Genomic DNA, 17,023 nt, shown 5'->3' with positions numbered 1-17,023 from the left:
GAAAGATATATATTCGTCTAAAATACGCAAAAACCACGAGACCTTTCATCACGTCTCGTGGTTTTTCTTTAAAAAAGGGCTTTTGAGACAGCCCCTTTGCTCTTAAATTTAAATTGCTTATTCATCATTTATCTAAATGAGATGAAGTTCAACAGGTAGTAAATTAGTTATTTTATTTTTGGCTCTGTTAATTTTAATGTTGATTTTTATATAGTAATTAGGGGAACCTTCATTTGTTGAGGTTCCCCATCTTAAATATTTTCTTATGGAACTAACCTACCCGTAGTTCCATAAGAAAAGAGCTGCCTTAAAGACAACTCTAATCATCAGCTAACGCACCTTATTGTTTAAGATAGTATTATTTATTATATGAATGTTGACCCGTTGGCGACATAAAATTAGATTCGTGTTTTTAAGTATTGATAAATCTCACTACAAATATAGTGCCAAAATATTATTAATGTTTTAAATTTCTAAAAGCACTTTGTCCGCACTACTCTTGTTTATATTTTTCGCTTCTAAATCATGCCCTGTATTTACAAGCCCCTTGGTGTATATGTCTATTATATTGTTTATGTTGTCTAAAACCGATCTAAATTCATTAAAGTTAATATCGGAATAGTTATTTAAAATAACCTTAGAGAAAATTTCTTTGCCATAGTATTTCGAGATATCATAATTATCTTTTTTTGAAAATTTTCTTCCATCAATTTTACGTGAAAGGGTAATTTCTTCAAATAAGTCTTCTATATCACATTCTGACTTCCCACCAATTAGAGGTACAGTTAAGAGGTATAAGTTGTCAATAATATCAACCATGTATTCATTTTCTAAAATTCCCCTTTTTTCATCACCAAGCCCTGCATGGTTAAGAAATTTACCTATAGGTTTATTCTTCCCACTCTTAATCTCATTATCGAACATTAAAATTACGGGATTTATTGGTAAGCCCTTGCTTAACTTTTTAAAAGAAGTGAATATCTTAGAATCAAAGAAATTATATATATTATTTAGTGCACTGCCACCATCCTGATAAATTCCCAGAAAGTATGCTAATCTCTTTGTTTTCTTTAAAAAGGATACTTTAAACTCAAATGTTCCATCACTATTTTTAGTAATTAAATGAGGATATTCGTTGTAGAGATTTTTTAAAGCTGACTTTAAATAAACAATATCCGTTTTACCTTCCGTCACAATTAGTGGCTTAGGATTAGCAAAAAAGTATTTATAAAATAGAAACTTTTGATATTGAAGTTCTCTCGAACTTAAATTATTAAAATGATGTTTGACACCATCTACTTTGTTATTGTACCAAGTTAGTTGATTTATAAATGCAAATCTTCCTTCTAATTGATTAAGGGTGGCGGGTTCACCATTGATCTCGAAACTTCCTTGTTTAAAAAGTTGATGAGCCATTGCTCTAGTCTCTTTGTAATATATTCTATTTACGTTTATTTTCTTATTAACAACAAGTCCAGTTACCACCTGTCTGGAATCCCTAAGTTGCAACCTATTCTTCTTTTCATTAATTTTAAATCCAGCTCGTATTATCTCTTTAGATATTTCTTTATAAAATTCCGTTTGTAAAACTAGGAATTTTTTATCATTAGTTGAAAATGTTAGGTCATCTGCATAACGAGTATAGTCCAACTTATATTTTTTTGCGATTTTCAATAATCTGTGGTCAAGTATCTCACAAATTAAGTTCGAGATGATTGGAGAACTTGAAGCTCCTTGAGGTAGTTTTCCTTCATAACATGATATTTGTGCTATAACTGTGGCTACTTCAATAGATAATAAGAAATTATTATTCTTAATAAAAAAACCTCTGACACGACCAAAATGAATACTTTCAAAAAAGTTCTCTAAATCAATATTCAAAACAAGCCTTTTATTCCGGTGAATTCTTGCGTTTGTTATAATGCTCTTGTCTTTTTCAAATCCATGAGAGATATTATTTTTTTTCTTCCATTTCTTTTTCATATGCTTATACAAAGCTTCTGCAAGTTGTCTTTGAATGACTTTAAGTTCTTCTAACGGAGCATTAATTTCGCGAACGCCACCATTTTTCTTAGGTATTTCAAACGAAGTGTATAAATTATTTATGCCTTTTACATACAATATGTAACTAAGTTGTTTCCTAAGAACATTCAGAAAATCTGCAAGTTCATTTCGTGTTTTTATTTCGTCAAATTCCCTCATATAAAACTCCCCATAAATAAACGTGTGGCTACTCATTATGCGCTGAAGATCGAATACATCGAAAAACATACCAACATGGTAAATAATAAGAATAGGAGAAGCTAATGTTCCCACCATTTTTGTCAACACTTGCGAAACACAAGTGAAAAAAATCTAGCCACACGTATATAATATTATACACTAATTTTTAAAAAAACTTATATAAATTTACAATATGAATCTTGGATCCTATACGAAGTAAGAAGTTAGATGTGGAAGCAGAAGCAAAACCCTAAAAGAAAAAATAAATATGTCAGAACATTACAACGTAGCAAAGACTCCAATAACTCTAAATCAGGATCAATTGGATAATCGTTATATATTACGTTGCTTTCTATTTTTGAATTATTTTTTAAAAACACATCTACCTGATAGTTAAATAACCACTAAAATAGCAAATTACGATAAACGAAAACAGCGATACGTTTTTCAAATACAAATGAAGACAATATAAACTCTTTAATGTTATATTTTTTGCTTTAGACGCCTTACTTATCTTGGAACCCCACTACGAATTTTTGTTCTTATCATGGCAACGTTTGGAAAGTTACTACATTTCAACACTATTCTTTAACAGTGTCTTATTTTTCAGCAAACAAGTCTCTAAATAAGTCAGACACATTGTACATTACATCACTTTGCATGGCCTAAATCTTTTCTTTCCTTATAGAAGACCTACCAGCTTTTTAAATCTCTACGAAAAAAAATATTTTTTTAAAAAAACTACTTAAAACGACCAAAATACGAAGCTATAATGTTTCAGAATTTAACCGGTTATTTCATTACAACAATTTATTAATTAAAAACAAATGTAAAATGGAGGAATTCTTATTATGGACAACAAAAAAAATTATACAACTTGGGAGTCACTCCCTGATACTTTAACTGCCATTCATATAGCACAATATCTTGGTATATCTAGAAGAAGGGTTTATGAGTTATTCCAAATTCATAATGACCAAGGCGGAATTCCAAACTTTGAGATTGGACTATCTAAAAGAGTTGATAAAGTAGATCTTAAACAATGGATTATGCAGCAAAAAGAGAAAAAAGTAAGTAAAGCATCATTGAACTAGTAAAGAGAGCAGGTAATTATTCAGTTTGGTTTACCTAGCTTATTAAAGCATAAATACAATAATAAAATATAAATGATAGTGAGGTTAGTAAATTGGAAGGTCATTTTTTCAAAAGAGGTTGCACATGTGATTCGGGAAATTGCAAGTGTAATAAAAAGTGGACTTATGTTATTGATGTAGGGATTAACCCCAAAAACGGGAAGAGAAAACAAAAAACTAAAGGAGGTTTCAAAACCGAACATGAAGCTCAAATAGCTGCCGAAGTATATTTAGCAAAAATCAAAAATGGCGTTTCCATTGAAAACGCGGAGATTCAGTTTAAAGATTTTACTCAAGACTGGTTAACCTATTATATTGATAGAAATGCCCCCAAGCCGGGATCTATAGACAATAGACAGTATAGTATAAATAAATTAATGCCTTACTTTGCTTTTCAGAAGGTAAAAGATGTTACAAAAGATTCCTATCAAGAAGCGCTGAATGACTTAAAGAGTCAACACTTATCTGGAAGTACGTTAGAAGGGATTCATACTACAGGAAAAATGATCTTTAATTTTGCTAAAAGTGAAAAAATACTAAATGAAAATCCAACAACATATGCCTTTATTAAAAAGGACCAAAAAACAATTATTGATGATGGAGAAGAAGTTCCAAATTTCTTTGAAAAAGATGAACTTCTACTTTTTATAGATACTATTCAAGAAAAAAGGCTATATATGGATGACCTTATCTTTACTATACTGGCCTATACTGGTATGCGTGTAGGAGAACTAGTTTCGCTGAAATGGAAGGATATAGATATTATTAATCATACTATTAGCATTACTAAAACCTACTACAACAAAAAAAACAATACCATTACTTATAAACTAATTCCTCCAAAAACACATAAATCTAGGCGTAAAATTCCAGTTGCTGAACTAGTGATTGAAAAACTTAGAGAGCATAAAAAAGTGCAAGAAAAAGTAATTACTTGTTACGGTAATTCCTACCGTGATGAGGGTTTCATATTTGCTAATATTAATCGTTATCCAAGTTACCCTATTTTATTAAAGCTAATTCAAAATAGAATGACCAGACTATTAAAATTAGGGGGGGTAAATACAGAACTTACCCCACATTCACTTCGTCATACGCATACTTCACTCCTAGCTCAAGCTGGAGCGACTCTCGAAGAAATCATGATTCGCTTAGGTCATTGTAACGCAGAGACGACTAGAAAGGTATATCTCCATGTAACGAATGAAGTGAAAAGAGCAACTTCCGATAAATTTAGCAAGTTATTGCAAAGCTGATGACCCACTCCTTGAAAGCGAGATAGCAGTCGCTTTCAAGGAATATAACAGTATTGATATATCTTATTCATCAGTTACACATCCCTCAGATCTAGTTAATCTATAGTAATGCTAGAAGCTTAATTTATTCACCTTCTCTCATAGGTGATACTAATATGCCAAGCCCCGCTTCCCCATAATCCCACATCTTAACCCAAGGAAACGTCCCTTCTGGTAACTCGAATAGTCTTTCCTCCAAATGTTGAATAGGTTCTCTTGACCCAGTACAACCATGTGAGAAAGTAGCTGGGTGTATTGACACCATTCTTCCAGTATCATTGAAATAAATAAAGTTCATTTTTATTCTCCCCTACTTGAATGTATATGCTTTTTTCTAGCCTTCCATAGCATCAATTATACGTACTAATTAACGTACGCATATAGGTTCTCCAGTAGCTATCAGTTTAACATAGTCATTTTATAAATTTGGTTTTATAAAGGACACTTTCTAAAATGGTTATTCACTTTCAAAGTGGGAATAATGAATATTTGTAACAAAACGACTAAGACAGCGAGGTCATTCATGAAATGAGAGGACATGTTTACAGGAGAGGTTGCACCTGCAAAAAGAAGAAAAAATGTATCTGCGGATCTAAATGGGCTTTTATCATCGATATTGGCATAGATCCTATTACGGGTAAAAGAAAACAAAAGACTAAAAACGGTTTTGCCACTAGGCTAGAAGTAGAAACTGCTGCTTCTACACTCATTCACGAGCTAAACGTAGAATTGTATGTAGAGGAGACCCATCAGACCTTTAGTAATTTTGCAACAGAGTGGCTACCTATTTACAGTGAAGCAAAAGATGTAAAACCCGGTACAATCCGTGTTAGACTTCATGAAATCAATAAGCTGCTGCCATACTTTGCTCGACTAAAATTGAAAGACGTTTCTGTAAAAAAATACCAAGAGGCGTTAAACGATTTAAAAGAATAAGGATATTCTGATAGTACACGTGAGGGAATAAATCGTACGGGAAGAATGATATTTCGAAAAGCATTAGAAATGGAGCTAATCAAAAAAGATCCCACCGAATTTGCTTATGTCAAAAAGGATAAGAAAACCATTGAACAGCTTGAAGAGGAAGAACTGCCTAAGTATTTAGAAAAAGAAGAGCTGGCTCTGTTTTTAAAAACAGCCAAGGAACGTGGTTTGGAACACGATTACTTGATGTACCTGGTTCTTTCCTATACAGGAATTCGAGTGGGTGAATTAGTGGCGCTCAAGTGGAAGGACGTCGATTTCGTAAACCACACGATCAGCATCACGAAAACGTATTACAATCCAAAAAATAATGCACAGGAGTATCAACTGGTGACACCAAAAACGCGGAAATCACGAAGAAAAATCATTGTGGACGAAGATGTCATCCATACCTTGAAAGAGCATAAAAAAGTTCAAGAGGGGGTGATTAATCGGTTAGGTGATGCTTACTATAACCAAGATTTTATTTTCGCCAAAATGGAAAGACACTACGGTTATCCTATCGTGATTAAAAACGCTCGAGATCGAATGAAAAGGCTGCTTGCTATTGCAGGCTTAAATCAGGATTTAACACCGCATAGTTTAAGACACACCCATACATCACTTCTTGCCGAGGCTCGTGTGTCACTCGAACAAATCATGGACCGTCTCGGTCATACTGACGATCAAATTACGAAAAATGTATATCTCCACGTCACCCAAGACATGAAAAAAGAAGCCTCTCAAAAGTTCGCTGAACTCATGAGAAGCCTCCGTTAATTTACCTCTATGTTAGCAAAATGTTAGCATTCCACTCTCATCTTACTCCAAAACCCAGTCATACCAAGGGTTCCAGGGCGTTATTACATCATGCCGCCCATTCCACCCATGCCGCCCATGTCAGGCATTGCAGGGGCACCAGCAGGTTCTGGTTTGTCAGCTACGACTGCTTCTGTTGTTAGGAACATAGCAGCAACTGATCCAGCGTTTTGAAGTGCTGAACGAGTAACTTTAGTTGGGTCAACGATACCAGCTTCGATCATGTTTACCCATTCGCCAGTTGCAGCGTTGAAACCAACACCGATTTCTTCGCGTTTTAGGCGGTCAACGATAATTGATCCTTCAAGGCCAGCGTTGTGTGCGATTGTGCGAACTGGTTCTTCCATTGCACGTAATACAATGTTGATTCCAGTTGCAATATCGCCTTCTTCTTGTAATTCTGCTACTTTGTTATATACGTTAAGAAGTGCAACTCCTCCGCCAGATACCATACCTTCTTCTACAGCAGCACGTGTAGAGTTTAGGGCATCTTCTATGCGAAGTTTGCGTTCTTTCAATTCAGTTTCAGTTGCAGCTCCAACTTTAACAACTGCCACACCACCAGCTAATTTAGCTAGGCGCTCTTGTAATTTTTCACGGTCGAACTCAGAAGTAGTTTCGTCCATTTGTTTGCGGATTTGGTTTACGCGTCCAGAAATTTGGTTGCCATCCCCTGCACCTTCAACAATTGTTGTGTTCTCTTTTGTAACAACCACTTTAGAAGCGCGTCCTAAAGAATCAATTGTTGCCGCTTTAAGTTCACGACCTAGTTCTTCAGTAATTACTTCACCGCCAGTTAAGATCGCGATGTCTTCAAGCATTGCTTTACGACGGTCACCGAATCCAGGAGCTTTAACAGCTACTGCATTGAAAGTACCGCGTAGTTTGTTTACTACTAATGTAGAAAGTGCTTCACCTTCAACATCTTCAGCGATAAGCAATAATGGCTTGCCTTGTTGAACCACTTGCTCAAGAACAGGAAGTACTTCTTGAATGCTGGCGATTTTTTTGTCAGTGATCAGGATGTATGGATTTTCTAATACAGCTTCCATTTTGTCTGTATCAGTAACCATGTATGCTGAGCTGTATCCACGGTCGAATTGCATACCTTCTACAACGTCCATTTCAGTTGTGAAGCCTTTAGACTCTTCGATCGTGATTACGCCGTCGTTGCCTACACGTTCCATTGCTTCTGCAATCAATTTTCCTACTTCTTCATCAGCAGCTGAGATTGCAGCAACTTGTGCAATAGACTCTTTGCCTTCGATTGGTTTAGAAATTGCTTTTAATTCTTCAACAGCAGTAATAACCGCTTTTTCGATTCCTTTGCGGATACCCATTGGGTTTGCACCAGCTGTTACGTTTTTAAGGCCTTCACGGATCATTGCTTGCGCAAGTACAGTTGCAGTTGTTGTACCATCACCAGCTACATCGTTTGTTTTGCTTGCTACTTCAGCTACAAGTTTAGCACCCATGTTTTCGAATGCATCTTCTAATTCGATTTCTTTCGCGATTGTTACACCATCATTTGTAATCAATGGAGAACCGAATTTTTTCTCAAGAACCACGTTGCGTCCTTTTGGTCCAAGAGTAACCTTTACTGCATCTGCAAGAGTATCTACTCCACGAAGCATCGAACGGCGTGCTTCTTCACTAAATTTAATCTCTTTAGCCATTTGTAAAAACCTCCTCTATTTTTGTAAAAGTATCTTTTTATTAATATAGAACTGTCGAAAATTAACCGATGACAGCAAGAATGTCGTTTTCACGTAAAATTAAATATTCATTACCTTCATACTTTACTTCTGTTCCAGCATATTTTGAGAAGATAATAAGGTCGCCGTCTGCAACTTCTAGTGCAACACGTTCCCCATTTTCAAGAACACGGCCAGTACCTACAGCTACAACTTTACCCTCTTGAGGCTTTTCTTTAGCACTGTCCGGCAGTACGATACCGCTAGCAGTTTTTTCTTCGGTTTCAACAAGCTCGATAATAATTCGATCACCTAGTGGCTTCAACAAGTGAAACAACCTCCTCAATAATTATGTATTTTTATTAGCACTCTCTTCACTTGAGTGCTAACACAACTATAATATTAATAAATCTGATTAATATTTGCAAGCATCAACCTCTAATTTCCTTTAAAAATTTAAGTGAACCCTTCCATTCTATACTCCGATGCTTTTTTTTATTCAATTTAAGCCTTTTTCAGATGAACTATTTGTAACTGTAGGTGATTTATTAGTAAAATGAACTTTAGTGTACATTCTCTAGTGGATAAGGAGACATTTATTTGAAAAAAGAGTATTGGTTTATACTAATTGTTTATATAGCAATGCAGCTTTCAGGCTTAGTGGGCATACCGATTATCTTTTTTATGGGAGACCTATTAGGTTGGGAAGTTCAGGAAACACGCGTGATGGCCGCTCCACTTTGGATTATTATCAGCTTTTCCATTACCATTCTCATTACTTTATTACTTCTGAGAAATGAGATGAAAACGGATAGATTCTCCAAAGATAAAGCGCCTGTTAGCACGTCGGTTGCATGGGCAATCGGAGGGATCTTCCTTGCCTTCATCGCACAGTCCGTAGCCGCAAATATTGAGATGATGCTCGGAATTGAAATGGGTTCAGAAAACACCCAGCAAATCATGGGATTCATTGAGACATCAGCTATAGTTATTTTAGTCGTTTCAATCATCGGACCAATCCTAGAGGAAATTATCTTTAGGAAAATCATTTTCGGTTCCTTGCATAAACGATTGAACTTCTTTCTATCTGCTTTGATTAGTTCTCTCATTTTTTCTTTAGCTCATGGCGAAATCGAACATCTTATACTTTATGCTGCAATGGGCTTTACCTTTGCCTTTCTATACGTAAAGACCAACCGAATTATTGTTCCAATCTTTGCCCATGTTGCAATGAACACATTTGTAGTCATCATGCAATTAAACATGGAGCGTATTGAGAAATGGTTAATTGAAATGGAAAACTTACAAGTGATTATTGGAGGATTATTATGAGCAGAACGCCTTTGATTACAGGCATTATCTATCTCATTTTGGGTTTCCTGCTTACTTATTTTGCGATTTTCAATCTGCAAAATGGTGCAGATTGGGGATTCTTCACCTATCTTCTATTGATTTTAGCTACGTTTGATATCGGTGGAGGAATAAGGATGATCGCTTTTCACTTTAAAATTAAAAAGCTGCAACAAAAAAAATGAAGGCTCAGCTTACTGAGCCTTCATTTTTTTACATTTTAGAAGGATAATGTTTTAAAAAGTAGATTAATGATTGCAATTCAACAGCAAGATCAATATGGTGAACACGAATACTGGAAGGTACAGTGAGCCTTGCTGGCGTAAAGTTCAAAATCCCTTTCACTGGTCCTTGGGTGATTTTATCTGTGATTGTTTGGGCAACTGAAGCTGGTACAGTTAAGATCGCCACTTGTATATTATTTTCCTCAATTACCTTTTCCAAATCATCCATATGAAAGACAGGGACTTCACCTATTTTAGTGCCGACCTTATCTTCCAGAACATCAAAAGCTACTTCTATCTTTGTATTATTATTTTTTAAAAAATTATAGTTTAAAAAGGCGGTGCCTAAGTTTCCTACACCAATTAATGCAACCTTTGTTACCTCATCTTGATCTAGTGTTTTGCGAAAAAAGGAGAGAAGGTAATTCACATTATAGCCATAGCCTTTTTTACCTAGAGCGCCAAAGTAGGAAAAATCTCTGCGAATCGTCGCAGAATCCACCTTTACCGCTTCGCTTAGTTCTGCTGAGGAAACCCTCTGCTTGCCCGAGGCATGCAAATTTTTTAAAAAACGATAATACAAAGGCAATCTTTTGGCCGTAGCTTGGGGGATTTTCACCGTTTCATTGGACATTTTCCCATCTCCATTCTAAGGATTTCACAGGAATTATTCCCTTTTAAAATCCCCGTTTTTTCCACCGGTTTTTTCTACTAAGTATGTCTGGCCAATGATCATGCCTTTATCCACTGCCTTGCACATATCATAAATCGTTAAGGCTGTAACAGAGGCAGCTGTCAGCGCTTCCATTTCCACACCTGTATGACCTTTCGTTTTTGCAATGCAATCGATCATCAACGTATAAGTATCGTCTGTTTTTTCCCATGAAAAAGATATATCCACGCCTGTCAATGGAATAGGGTGGCACATAGGAATAATATCGGCGGTCTTTTTACAGGCCATAATTCCAGCTACCTGTGCTACTGCAAGCACATCACCTTTTTTCATTGAATTGGAGGATATTTTATCATATATTTCTGGACTCACCTGAATGCTTGTATGAGCAATCGCTGTGCGAGCGGTTTCCGGCTTATCACTAATATCAACCATCTTTGCTCTGCCTTCTTGATTAAAATGGGTTAATTCTGCCATTAAATAACACCTCACATCAAAATGATACACTATTTTCATACATATGTGTGAACAGTTTTTACGTATTCTTAACTATCCTCTCATCTTTCCATCCGTTCCGCTTTATTGCCGAACACAATGTGAATAGGTTACACTATCTCTATATATTGAGGTGAGAAAGATGATTTTATTACAGGTGAATCAGCTGTCGAAAAATTTCGGAGCTGACCCTATTTTAACGAATATTAAACTAGAAGTACAAACAAGGGACAGGATTGCACTTGTTGGACGTAACGGAGCAGGTAAATCCACGCTTCTTAAAATCATAGCCGGACAGATGTCTTATGATTCCGGCGAGATCATAAAGCCAAAGGAAACTCAAATTGGCTATCTTGCGCAAAATACAGGACTTGAATCAAGCTTGTCCATTTGGGATGAGATGCTCACTGTTTTCAATCATTTACGTCAGCAGGAAACAGAACTAAGAACCCTTGAAGAAAAAATGGGTGATCCCAAAATTACAAATCATCCACAGGAATATGAGCGCATATTAAAAAACTATGACCAATTACAAGTGAACTTTAAAGAACAAGGCGGTTATCAATATGAAGCAGATATCCGCTCTGTCCTGCACGGTTTAAACTTTCATTCCTTTAGCTATGACACACAAATAGCAACGTTAAGCGGCGGGCAAAAGACACGCTTAGCATTAGCAAAACTATTATTGCGAAAACCTGACCTATTAATATTGGATGAGCCGACGAACCATTTGGATATCGAGACATTATCTTGGCTGGAGCAATATTTGCAAGGGTATGACGGTGCCATCTTGATTGTTTCCCATGACCGCTACTTCCTGGATAAAGTGGTGAATCAAGTTTATGAAATATCCCGCAAGCTAATCAAGCGGTTCACGGGCAACTATAGTGCTTATCTTGATCAAAAGGCAGCAAACTATGAACGAGAAATGAAGCAATTTGAAAAACAGCAGGAAGAAATCGCAAAACTTGAAGACTTTGTTCAACGTAATCTCGCCCGTGCCTCCACAACAAAGAGAGCACAGAGCCGCAGAAAACAGCTCGAAAAAATTGAAAGAATGGATCGGCCGATGGGTGATGAAAAGTCTGCATCCTTTGGCTTTAAAATTGAGAGGCAATCAGGAAATGACGTTCTTACTATTCGCTCATTAGCTGTCGGCTATGAAAATGAAAAGGTATCAGAAAATATCTCCTTCCGCATTTCAAGAGGAGATAGCATCGCACTCGTTGGTCCAAACGGAATCGGCAAGTCGACGCTATTAAAAACGCTAGTGGACAAGCTGCCTGCCATCGCTGGCGATTTTGGATTTGGTTCCAATGTTACGATCGGTTACTATGACCAGCAGCAAGCCGAGCTGACTTCTAATAAACAAGTGCTAAGTGAGCTATGGGATGATTATCCTCTTTTACCTGAAAAGGATATTCGCACGGTCCTTGGTAACTTTTTATTCTCCGGCGATGATGTACAGAAAGTAGTCTCTACATTAAGTGGTGGTGAGAAGGCCAGGCTCGCTCTTGCCAAATTAATGATGGAAAAAGCAAACGTCCTGATCTTAGACGAACCAACCAACCATCTTGATTTAGATAGCAAGGAGATTTTAGAAAATGCCTTAATTGATTATCCAGGGACATTATTATTTGTCTCACATGACCGTTACTTCATTAATAGAATTACCACGAAGGTCATTGAGTTATCAACAACAGGAGCAACAGAGTATCTAGGCGATTACGATTATTATGTGGATAAAAAAATGGAACAAGAAGAAATCGAAGCGCTTGAATCAGCCGACCAAATACAAATCCATACGCCAAAGCAGGAGAAACAAGGCTACCAGCTTGATAAAGAAGCAAAGAAGCTTGAGAGAAAACACAAGCGCCGAATGGAAGAAATCGAGTTACACATTGAAGAGCTTGAGAGCACGATAGAAAGATATGAAGCACAGCTATGTGATCCTAATATCTTTCAGGATCATGAAAAAGTACTCGAAATTACAACTAAAAATAATGAAACGAAAGCCAAGCTTGACCATCTTTTAGAAGAATGGACTGAACTTGGGGATAAGGTGTAAATAACTAAAAAAAAACCGGGAACAAACTGTTCTCGGTTTTTTTATCCACAATTTTATTCACAATAAGAATCAAATTATCACTGGTTTACAAATACTTTTCCACATAATCCACAATTTTTATCCCAATTATCCACAAAACCTTCTGAAAATTTTAACTTTATCCACAAACTTAAGACAAATTCTACACAAACTTAAAAATACAATGAACAAAACCTGCTGAAGTTGTTCTTTATCCCCAAGGGTGATAGAACCAACTTCTTTCAACCAAAAAAGCCCTTTACAGTGTAAAAGGCTTTTCAAGTTATTCTCCATTGTGGATAGTTATGTCCAATCCCGGATTTGCGTTTAGTGCAAGATTGGAACGAACACCTTTATTGAAGAGAATGGTCCCTGCTGCTGCGATCATCGCAGCGTTGTCTGTGCATAGATTTAATGGAGGAATGACTAAATCTATCCCATCCTTCTCCCCAAATGCTGCTTCTAAAGCGGTACGAAGGCCTTTATTTGCTGCCACACCGCCCGCAAGCAGCACTTGCTTCACATGATATTCATCAACTGCTCTAATCGTCTTTGTCACCAAAACATCGATTACACTATCCTGAAAGCTTGCCGCCAAATCTTCTGGAGCAATGGATTCACCGCGTTGTTCAGCATTGTGGACAGTGTTGATAACTGCAGATTTTAGACCGCTAAAACTAAAATCATATGATCCTTCTTCAAGCCATGCTCTTGGAAGCTTAATCGAAGGTGTCCCAGATTGTGCTAACCGATCAATATGAGGACCCCCTGGATATGGAAGGCTCAGCGTTCTTGCTACTTTATCATATGCCTCCCCAGCAGCATCATCTCGCGTCTCGCCGATCACTTCAAAGTGTCCATGCTCTTTCATGTACACAAGCTCTGTATGCCCTCCAGAAACCACAAGGGACATTAAAGGAAATGCCATTTCTGAAACTAGTCGATTCGCATAAATATGGCCTGCAATATGATGAACGCCAACTAGCGGAATGTCATGCGCAAATGAGATCGCTTTTGCCGCATTCACCCCTACGAGCAATGCCCCTACAAGTCCCGGGCCTTCTGTCACACTAATAGCAGATACATCTTTCATTGTGATTCCAGCTTGGCTTAAAGCTTCTTCAAGCACGATCGTCATTTGCTCTACATGGTGTCTCGAGGCGATTTCAGGTACCACCCCACCAAATCTTTTATGACTTTCAATTTGCGATGCAACCACATTGGCTGCAATCTCCGTACCATTTTTGACAATTGCTACTGCTGTTTCGTCACAGCTTGTTTCAATGCCCATAATCCATTGATTTTTTTCCATTATAAATTCACCCACATAATTAACGCATCCTCTTGATTATCGGTATAATAATTTTTCCGAATGCTGCCATCTTGAAAACCTAATTTACTGTAAAGTCCACGTGCTACATGGTTAGATACCCTGACCTCAAGCGTCATTGTTTTTGCCCCAAGCTCTGATGCAGCCTCCATCAGCTTCCTCATCATCGCTTCACCAAGCTTACGACCACGGTAACTAGGCAAGATTGCCACATTGGTGATATGTGCTTCATCCGTAACAACCCATGTCCCACTATAGCCTATAACCCTGCCAGCGTCCTCAATCACAAGATAAACAGCAAACTGATTTTTAGTTATTTCACTTAAAAAAGCTTCCCTGCTCCACGGAACCGTAAAGGATTCCTGCTCCACCCTTAGTACATCATCAATATCTTGTTCCTTCATCAATCGAAAAGTAATGGACTCGTTCATTCCTACAGCTTCCTTCATATTAAACATTCTTTCCTTTATTTGCTTCCAGCCACTTGGACTCTGCCTCAGCTAAACGAATATAGTTCGGTACAAAGGAATGAATATCTTCTGCTTCCTTGTCTCTTCCTAAGAATGCAAGCTCGGCTGGACGTGGATTTTGTTGTGTGATGTTCGCAAACACTGCCTTGTCTCCTAAAGTCTCCTTAAGAACAGCCTGGTGAATAGGCAGATCATTGCCTACAAACAGGACTCTTTCCTGTTGAGCAGCTAATTGAATAGCCCAATCCTTTGACAGCAGAAGCTGATCTGGCTTATCCACAATCAGCTTATCATGATCATACTTATATAAACCTGTATATATCTGCCCTCTCCTCGCATCAAACAACGGGGATATCAAGCCGTCAAAATAATGTCCTGCAGAAGCAGATAACACAGCTAAGCTGGATACACCTGTCAATGGGATATTCAATGTCCATGCTAACGTCTTAGCGATCGTAACACCTATTCTTACGCCCGTATAAGACCCAGGACCTTCAGCAACAACAATTTTCTCTAAATCACCTGGTTGAACATCACAATCTTTCATCAATGTTTCAATCGCAGGCATTACTCGAACAGAGTGATTCTTTTTGACATTCGTTATATATTCGCCGATTACATGCTCGTCATCAATTAAAGCAATCCCTAACACATAATTGGAGGTATCAATCGCCAATATCTTCATTTTAATAGCTCCTTACAAATCGATACATATCTTTCACCTTTTGGCTCCAATTGTATTCGTCTTTCATTCTCACTTTTGTGATAAATAAATACCTCTAAGCGCTCATCCGGCAGCTGTTCTTCTATTAGATGGGCCCATTCTACAATCGTGACCCCTTCACCTTCAAAGTATTCATCAAATCCAAGATCCTCAAAGGAATCTTCCACCCGATAAACATCCATGTGATATAAAGGGATTCTTCCTTTATATTCTTTAATAATCGTGAATGTTGGACTGTTCACCGTTTTGCTTATATCAAGACCCAGCGCAAGTCCTTTTGTAAAAGTCGTTTTCCCAGCGCCTAAATCGCCTTCAAGCACAATGACACACCCAGGCTCCATCAACTCTCCCAGCCTTTTAGAAAACGCCATCGTCTCTTCTGGACTGATAAAGATAAATTCTAAATTACTCATAATATCATCACCTACATTAAATGAATGCTAGGTATTGCCCTTTATCTTGGGTTACCTTTTTTATGAAAAAGACCATCACTAAATTGATAGTGGGGCCAACAGATACAATTAACAAAACCCTTAAAAATCATAAATCATCTTAAGCATATATTCTATTTGTAGTTTACATGATTTTTTTGCTTTCGGCAAAAAAGGCCAATATCTGTGATTGTAGAGCGGGTCATTCTAATAGTTTTTTCTTAGGTTTTCTGATTTGCGAATGGCTAATTATCTTTTCATTTTTATTTTGTGAACTTTTAATAAGGCTCTTTTCTTAAAGATTGTTGTTATTCAAAGGTTTTGATAAGACAAACCATTGATAACAAAGTTGATTGGAGCGGATGTGCGAGACTCCTGCGGGAGCAGCGGACAGGTGAGACCCCGCAGGAGTGAAGCGGACGAGGAGAATCACCGCCCGCGGAAAGCGAGCTCTCGGAGAGGAAACCAACGACTATTGTAAAAAGCAACAAGGTATACGAAAACAGCCTTTTATAATTAATCTAAAAAGTATTGTTAAAAAACTGATTCTGCTTTATAAAAGTTATATGGATAATTAGTTTACCACTCACGTTGCATATCTCACGTTAAAATATAATGATTAGACCTTTTCTAAACACAAAAAAAGCCGAAACATCTGTTTCGAACTGTTAATTGACTTAAATATGAAAATGGCGGTCCGGACGGGACTCGAACCCGCGACCTCCTGCGTGACAGGCAGGCATTCTAACCAACTGAACTACCGGACCAAGATTGCGGGGGCAGGATTTGAACCTGCGACCTTCGGGTTATGAGCCCGACGAGCTACCGGACTGCTCCACCCCGCGACAATAGTATTTATGGAGTTTTTTCTATGCTCCATGCATAGCATTACTGTTTCTTCCTCTTCAAGTAATCCAAGGAAGCTGATGCGTCGAAACAACTCGCAGCCTATTCTTTGATGATTGGCTTGTTGCTCCACCCCGCGACAATAATATTTATGCTATTTTTCAATAACACAGCCCGGCAACGTCCTACTCTCACAAGGGGACAGCCCCTAACTACCATCGGCGCTGAGAAGCTTAACTTCCGTGTTCGGTATGGGAACGGGTGTGA

Annotated in this window: 15 protein-coding genes, 2 tRNA genes, 1 rRNA gene and 1 pseudogene; 6 read left to right on the top strand and 13 right to left on the bottom strand. The window is 37.5% G+C overall.

Translation table 11 applies throughout. The annotated features are described in order from the left end of the window. Positions 1 to 465 precede the first annotated feature (465 nt). Positions 466 to 2,202: a retron Ec67 family RNA-directed DNA polymerase/endonuclease gene (locus J2S17_RS28155; protein WP_307480553.1), complete on the bottom strand. Its 1,737-nt coding sequence runs from the start codon at positions 2,200 to 2,202 to the stop codon at positions 466 to 468. 872 nt (positions 2,203 to 3,074) lie between these two features. On the opposite strand from J2S17_RS28155, the gene J2S17_RS28150 reads away from it, so the two are divergent. Together J2S17_RS28150 and J2S17_RS28145 are read left to right on the top strand one after the other, a co-directional pair. Continuing rightward, a complete protein-coding gene (locus J2S17_RS28150; protein ID WP_307480551.1) occupies positions 3,075 to 3,317 on the top strand; it encodes a helix-turn-helix domain-containing protein in 243 nt (80 codons plus the stop codon). Between the two features lie 92 nt (positions 3,318 to 3,409). Next, a complete protein-coding gene (locus tag J2S17_RS28145) occupies positions 3,410 to 4,612 on the top strand; it encodes a site-specific integrase (protein ID WP_307480548.1) in 1,203 nt (400 codons plus the stop codon). A gap of 124 nt (positions 4,613 to 4,736) precedes the next feature. On the opposite strand, the gene J2S17_RS28140 is transcribed toward J2S17_RS28145, so the two are convergent. After that, positions 4,737 to 4,949 carry a hypothetical protein gene (locus J2S17_RS28140; protein WP_307480545.1) on the bottom strand — a complete coding sequence of 71 codons (213 nt, stop codon included), beginning with the start codon at positions 4,947 to 4,949 and terminating at the stop codon, positions 4,737 to 4,739. A 230-nt stretch (positions 4,950 to 5,179) separates the two neighbouring features. Between J2S17_RS28140 and J2S17_RS29115 the strand changes: the two are divergent. Beyond that, positions 5,180 to 6,394: pseudogene (locus J2S17_RS29115) on the top strand (site-specific integrase). A gap of 83 nt (positions 6,395 to 6,477) precedes the next feature. Here J2S17_RS29115 and groL read toward each other — a convergent pair. Next, positions 6,478 to 8,109: a chaperonin GroEL gene (gene groL / locus J2S17_RS28125; RefSeq protein WP_307480538.1), complete on the bottom strand. Its 1,632-nt coding sequence runs from the start codon at positions 8,107 to 8,109 to the stop codon at positions 6,478 to 6,480. Between the two features lie 61 nt (positions 8,110 to 8,170). Beyond that, the gene (gene groES, locus J2S17_RS28120; RefSeq protein WP_307480536.1) at positions 8,171 to 8,455 is read right to left on the bottom strand and encodes a co-chaperone GroES; all 285 of its coding nucleotides are present in this window, start codon (positions 8,453 to 8,455) and stop codon (positions 8,171 to 8,173) included. A gap of 272 nt (positions 8,456 to 8,727) precedes the next feature. Here groES and J2S17_RS28115 point away from each other — a divergent pair, with 272 nt between their 5' ends. Together J2S17_RS28115 and J2S17_RS28110 are read left to right on the top strand one after the other, a co-directional pair. Continuing rightward, entirely contained in the window at positions 8,728 to 9,459 is a 732-nt protein-coding gene (locus J2S17_RS28115) for a CPBP family intramembrane glutamic endopeptidase (RefSeq protein ID WP_307480533.1), read from the top strand. Further along, the gene (locus J2S17_RS28110; protein ID WP_307480531.1) at positions 9,456 to 9,662 is read left to right on the top strand and encodes a DUF4305 domain-containing protein; all 207 of its coding nucleotides are present in this window, start codon (positions 9,456 to 9,458) and stop codon (positions 9,660 to 9,662) included. Before J2S17_RS28115 ends, J2S17_RS28110 begins: the two co-directional genes overlap by 4 nt. Positions 9,663 to 9,690: 28 nt before the next feature. Here J2S17_RS28110 and J2S17_RS28105 read toward each other — a convergent pair whose 3' ends face one another. After that, positions 9,691 to 10,335: a redox-sensing transcriptional repressor Rex gene (locus J2S17_RS28105; RefSeq protein WP_307480528.1), complete on the bottom strand. Its 645-nt coding sequence runs from the start codon at positions 10,333 to 10,335 to the stop codon at positions 9,691 to 9,693. A 33-nt stretch (positions 10,336 to 10,368) separates the two neighbouring features. Further along, positions 10,369 to 10,851 (bottom strand): cyclic pyranopterin monophosphate synthase MoaC, encoded by a 483-nt coding sequence (moaC, locus tag J2S17_RS28100; RefSeq protein WP_307480526.1) that lies wholly within the window; start codon positions 10,849 to 10,851, stop codon positions 10,369 to 10,371. Positions 10,852 to 11,011: 160 nt separating this feature from the next. On the opposite strand from moaC, the gene J2S17_RS28095 reads away from it, so the two are divergent. Beyond that, positions 11,012 to 12,937, top strand: a complete 1,926-nt coding sequence (locus tag J2S17_RS28095; protein ID WP_307480523.1) for an ABC-F family ATP-binding cassette domain-containing protein — start codon at positions 11,012 to 11,014, stop codon at positions 12,935 to 12,937. A gap of 301 nt (positions 12,938 to 13,238) precedes the next feature. On the opposite strand, the gene tsaD is transcribed toward J2S17_RS28095, so the two are convergent. The 7 genes from tsaD to rrf form a co-directional block, all read right to left on the bottom strand. Next, complete coding sequence (tsaD, locus tag J2S17_RS28090; RefSeq protein WP_307480522.1) at positions 13,239 to 14,267, bottom strand: tRNA (adenosine(37)-N6)-threonylcarbamoyltransferase complex transferase subunit TsaD; 1,029 nt, start codon at positions 14,265 to 14,267, stop codon at positions 13,239 to 13,241. Continuing rightward, entirely contained in the window at positions 14,267 to 14,716 is a 450-nt protein-coding gene (gene rimI, locus J2S17_RS28085) for a ribosomal protein S18-alanine N-acetyltransferase (RefSeq protein ID WP_307480520.1), read from the bottom strand. Before rimI ends, tsaD begins: the two co-directional genes overlap by 1 nt. 19 nt (positions 14,717 to 14,735) lie before the next feature. Beyond that, on the bottom strand, positions 14,736 to 15,440 hold the full coding sequence (gene tsaB / locus J2S17_RS28080) for a tRNA (adenosine(37)-N6)-threonylcarbamoyltransferase complex dimerization subunit type 1 TsaB (protein WP_307480516.1): 705 nt from the start codon (positions 15,438 to 15,440) through the stop codon (positions 14,736 to 14,738). After that, positions 15,437 to 15,892, bottom strand: a complete 456-nt coding sequence (tsaE, locus tag J2S17_RS28075; protein WP_307480513.1) for a tRNA (adenosine(37)-N6)-threonylcarbamoyltransferase complex ATPase subunit type 1 TsaE — start codon at positions 15,890 to 15,892, stop codon at positions 15,437 to 15,439. The genes tsaB and tsaE overlap by 4 nt, the downstream gene beginning before the upstream one ends. A gap of 708 nt (positions 15,893 to 16,600) precedes the next feature. Then, positions 16,601 to 16,677: transfer RNA gene (locus J2S17_RS28070), tRNA-Asp, on the bottom strand. Positions 16,678 to 16,681: 4 nt separating this feature from the next. Then, positions 16,682 to 16,755: transfer RNA gene (locus J2S17_RS28065), tRNA-Met, on the bottom strand. 173 nt (positions 16,756 to 16,928) lie between these two features. Next, positions 16,929 to 17,023, bottom strand: a 5S ribosomal RNA gene (rrf, locus tag J2S17_RS28060); the annotation flags it as partial.

This window comes from Cytobacillus purgationiresistens (genome assembly GCF_030813235.1).
Lineage (GTDB): Bacteria > Bacillota > Bacilli > Bacillales > Cytobacillaceae > Cytobacillus > Cytobacillus purgationiresistens.
Note: the sequence above shows the minus strand (reverse complement) of the source record. Positions and strands in the feature narration are given on the sequence as shown.

Bases quoted from the DNA above. Each gene is read 5' to 3' on its own strand.
- J2S17_RS28155 (WP_307480553.1), bottom strand. From the start codon at position 2,202: ATGAGGGAATTTGACGAAATAAAAACACGAAATGAACTTGCAGATTTT.
- J2S17_RS28150 (WP_307480551.1), top strand. From the start codon at position 3,075: ATGGACAACAAAAAAAATTATACAACTTGGGAGTCACTCCCTGATACT.
- J2S17_RS28140 (WP_307480545.1), bottom strand. From the start codon at position 4,949: ATGAACTTTATTTATTTCAATGATACTGGAAGAATGGTGTCAATACAC.
- groL (WP_307480538.1), bottom strand. From the start codon at position 8,109: ATGGCTAAAGAGATTAAATTTAGTGAAGAAGCACGCCGTTCGATGCTT.
- J2S17_RS28110 (WP_307480531.1), top strand. From the start codon at position 9,456: ATGAGCAGAACGCCTTTGATTACAGGCATTATCTATCTCATTTTGGGT.
- J2S17_RS28105 (WP_307480528.1), bottom strand. From the start codon at position 10,335: ATGTCCAATGAAACGGTGAAAATCCCCCAAGCTACGGCCAAAAGATTG.
- moaC (WP_307480526.1), bottom strand. From the start codon at position 10,851: ATGGCAGAATTAACCCATTTTAATCAAGAAGGCAGAGCAAAGATGGTT.
- J2S17_RS28095 (WP_307480523.1), top strand. From the start codon at position 11,012: ATGATTTTATTACAGGTGAATCAGCTGTCGAAAAATTTCGGAGCTGAC.
- tsaD (WP_307480522.1), bottom strand. From the start codon at position 14,267: ATGGAAAAAAATCAATGGATTATGGGCATTGAAACAAGCTGTGACGAA.
- rimI (WP_307480520.1), bottom strand. From the start codon at position 14,716: ATGAACGAGTCCATTACTTTTCGATTGATGAAGGAACAAGATATTGAT.
- tsaB (WP_307480516.1), bottom strand. From the start codon at position 15,440: ATGAAGATATTGGCGATTGATACCTCCAATTATGTGTTAGGGATTGCT.
- tsaE (WP_307480513.1), bottom strand. From the start codon at position 15,892: ATGAGTAATTTAGAATTTATCTTTATCAGTCCAGAAGAGACGATGGCG.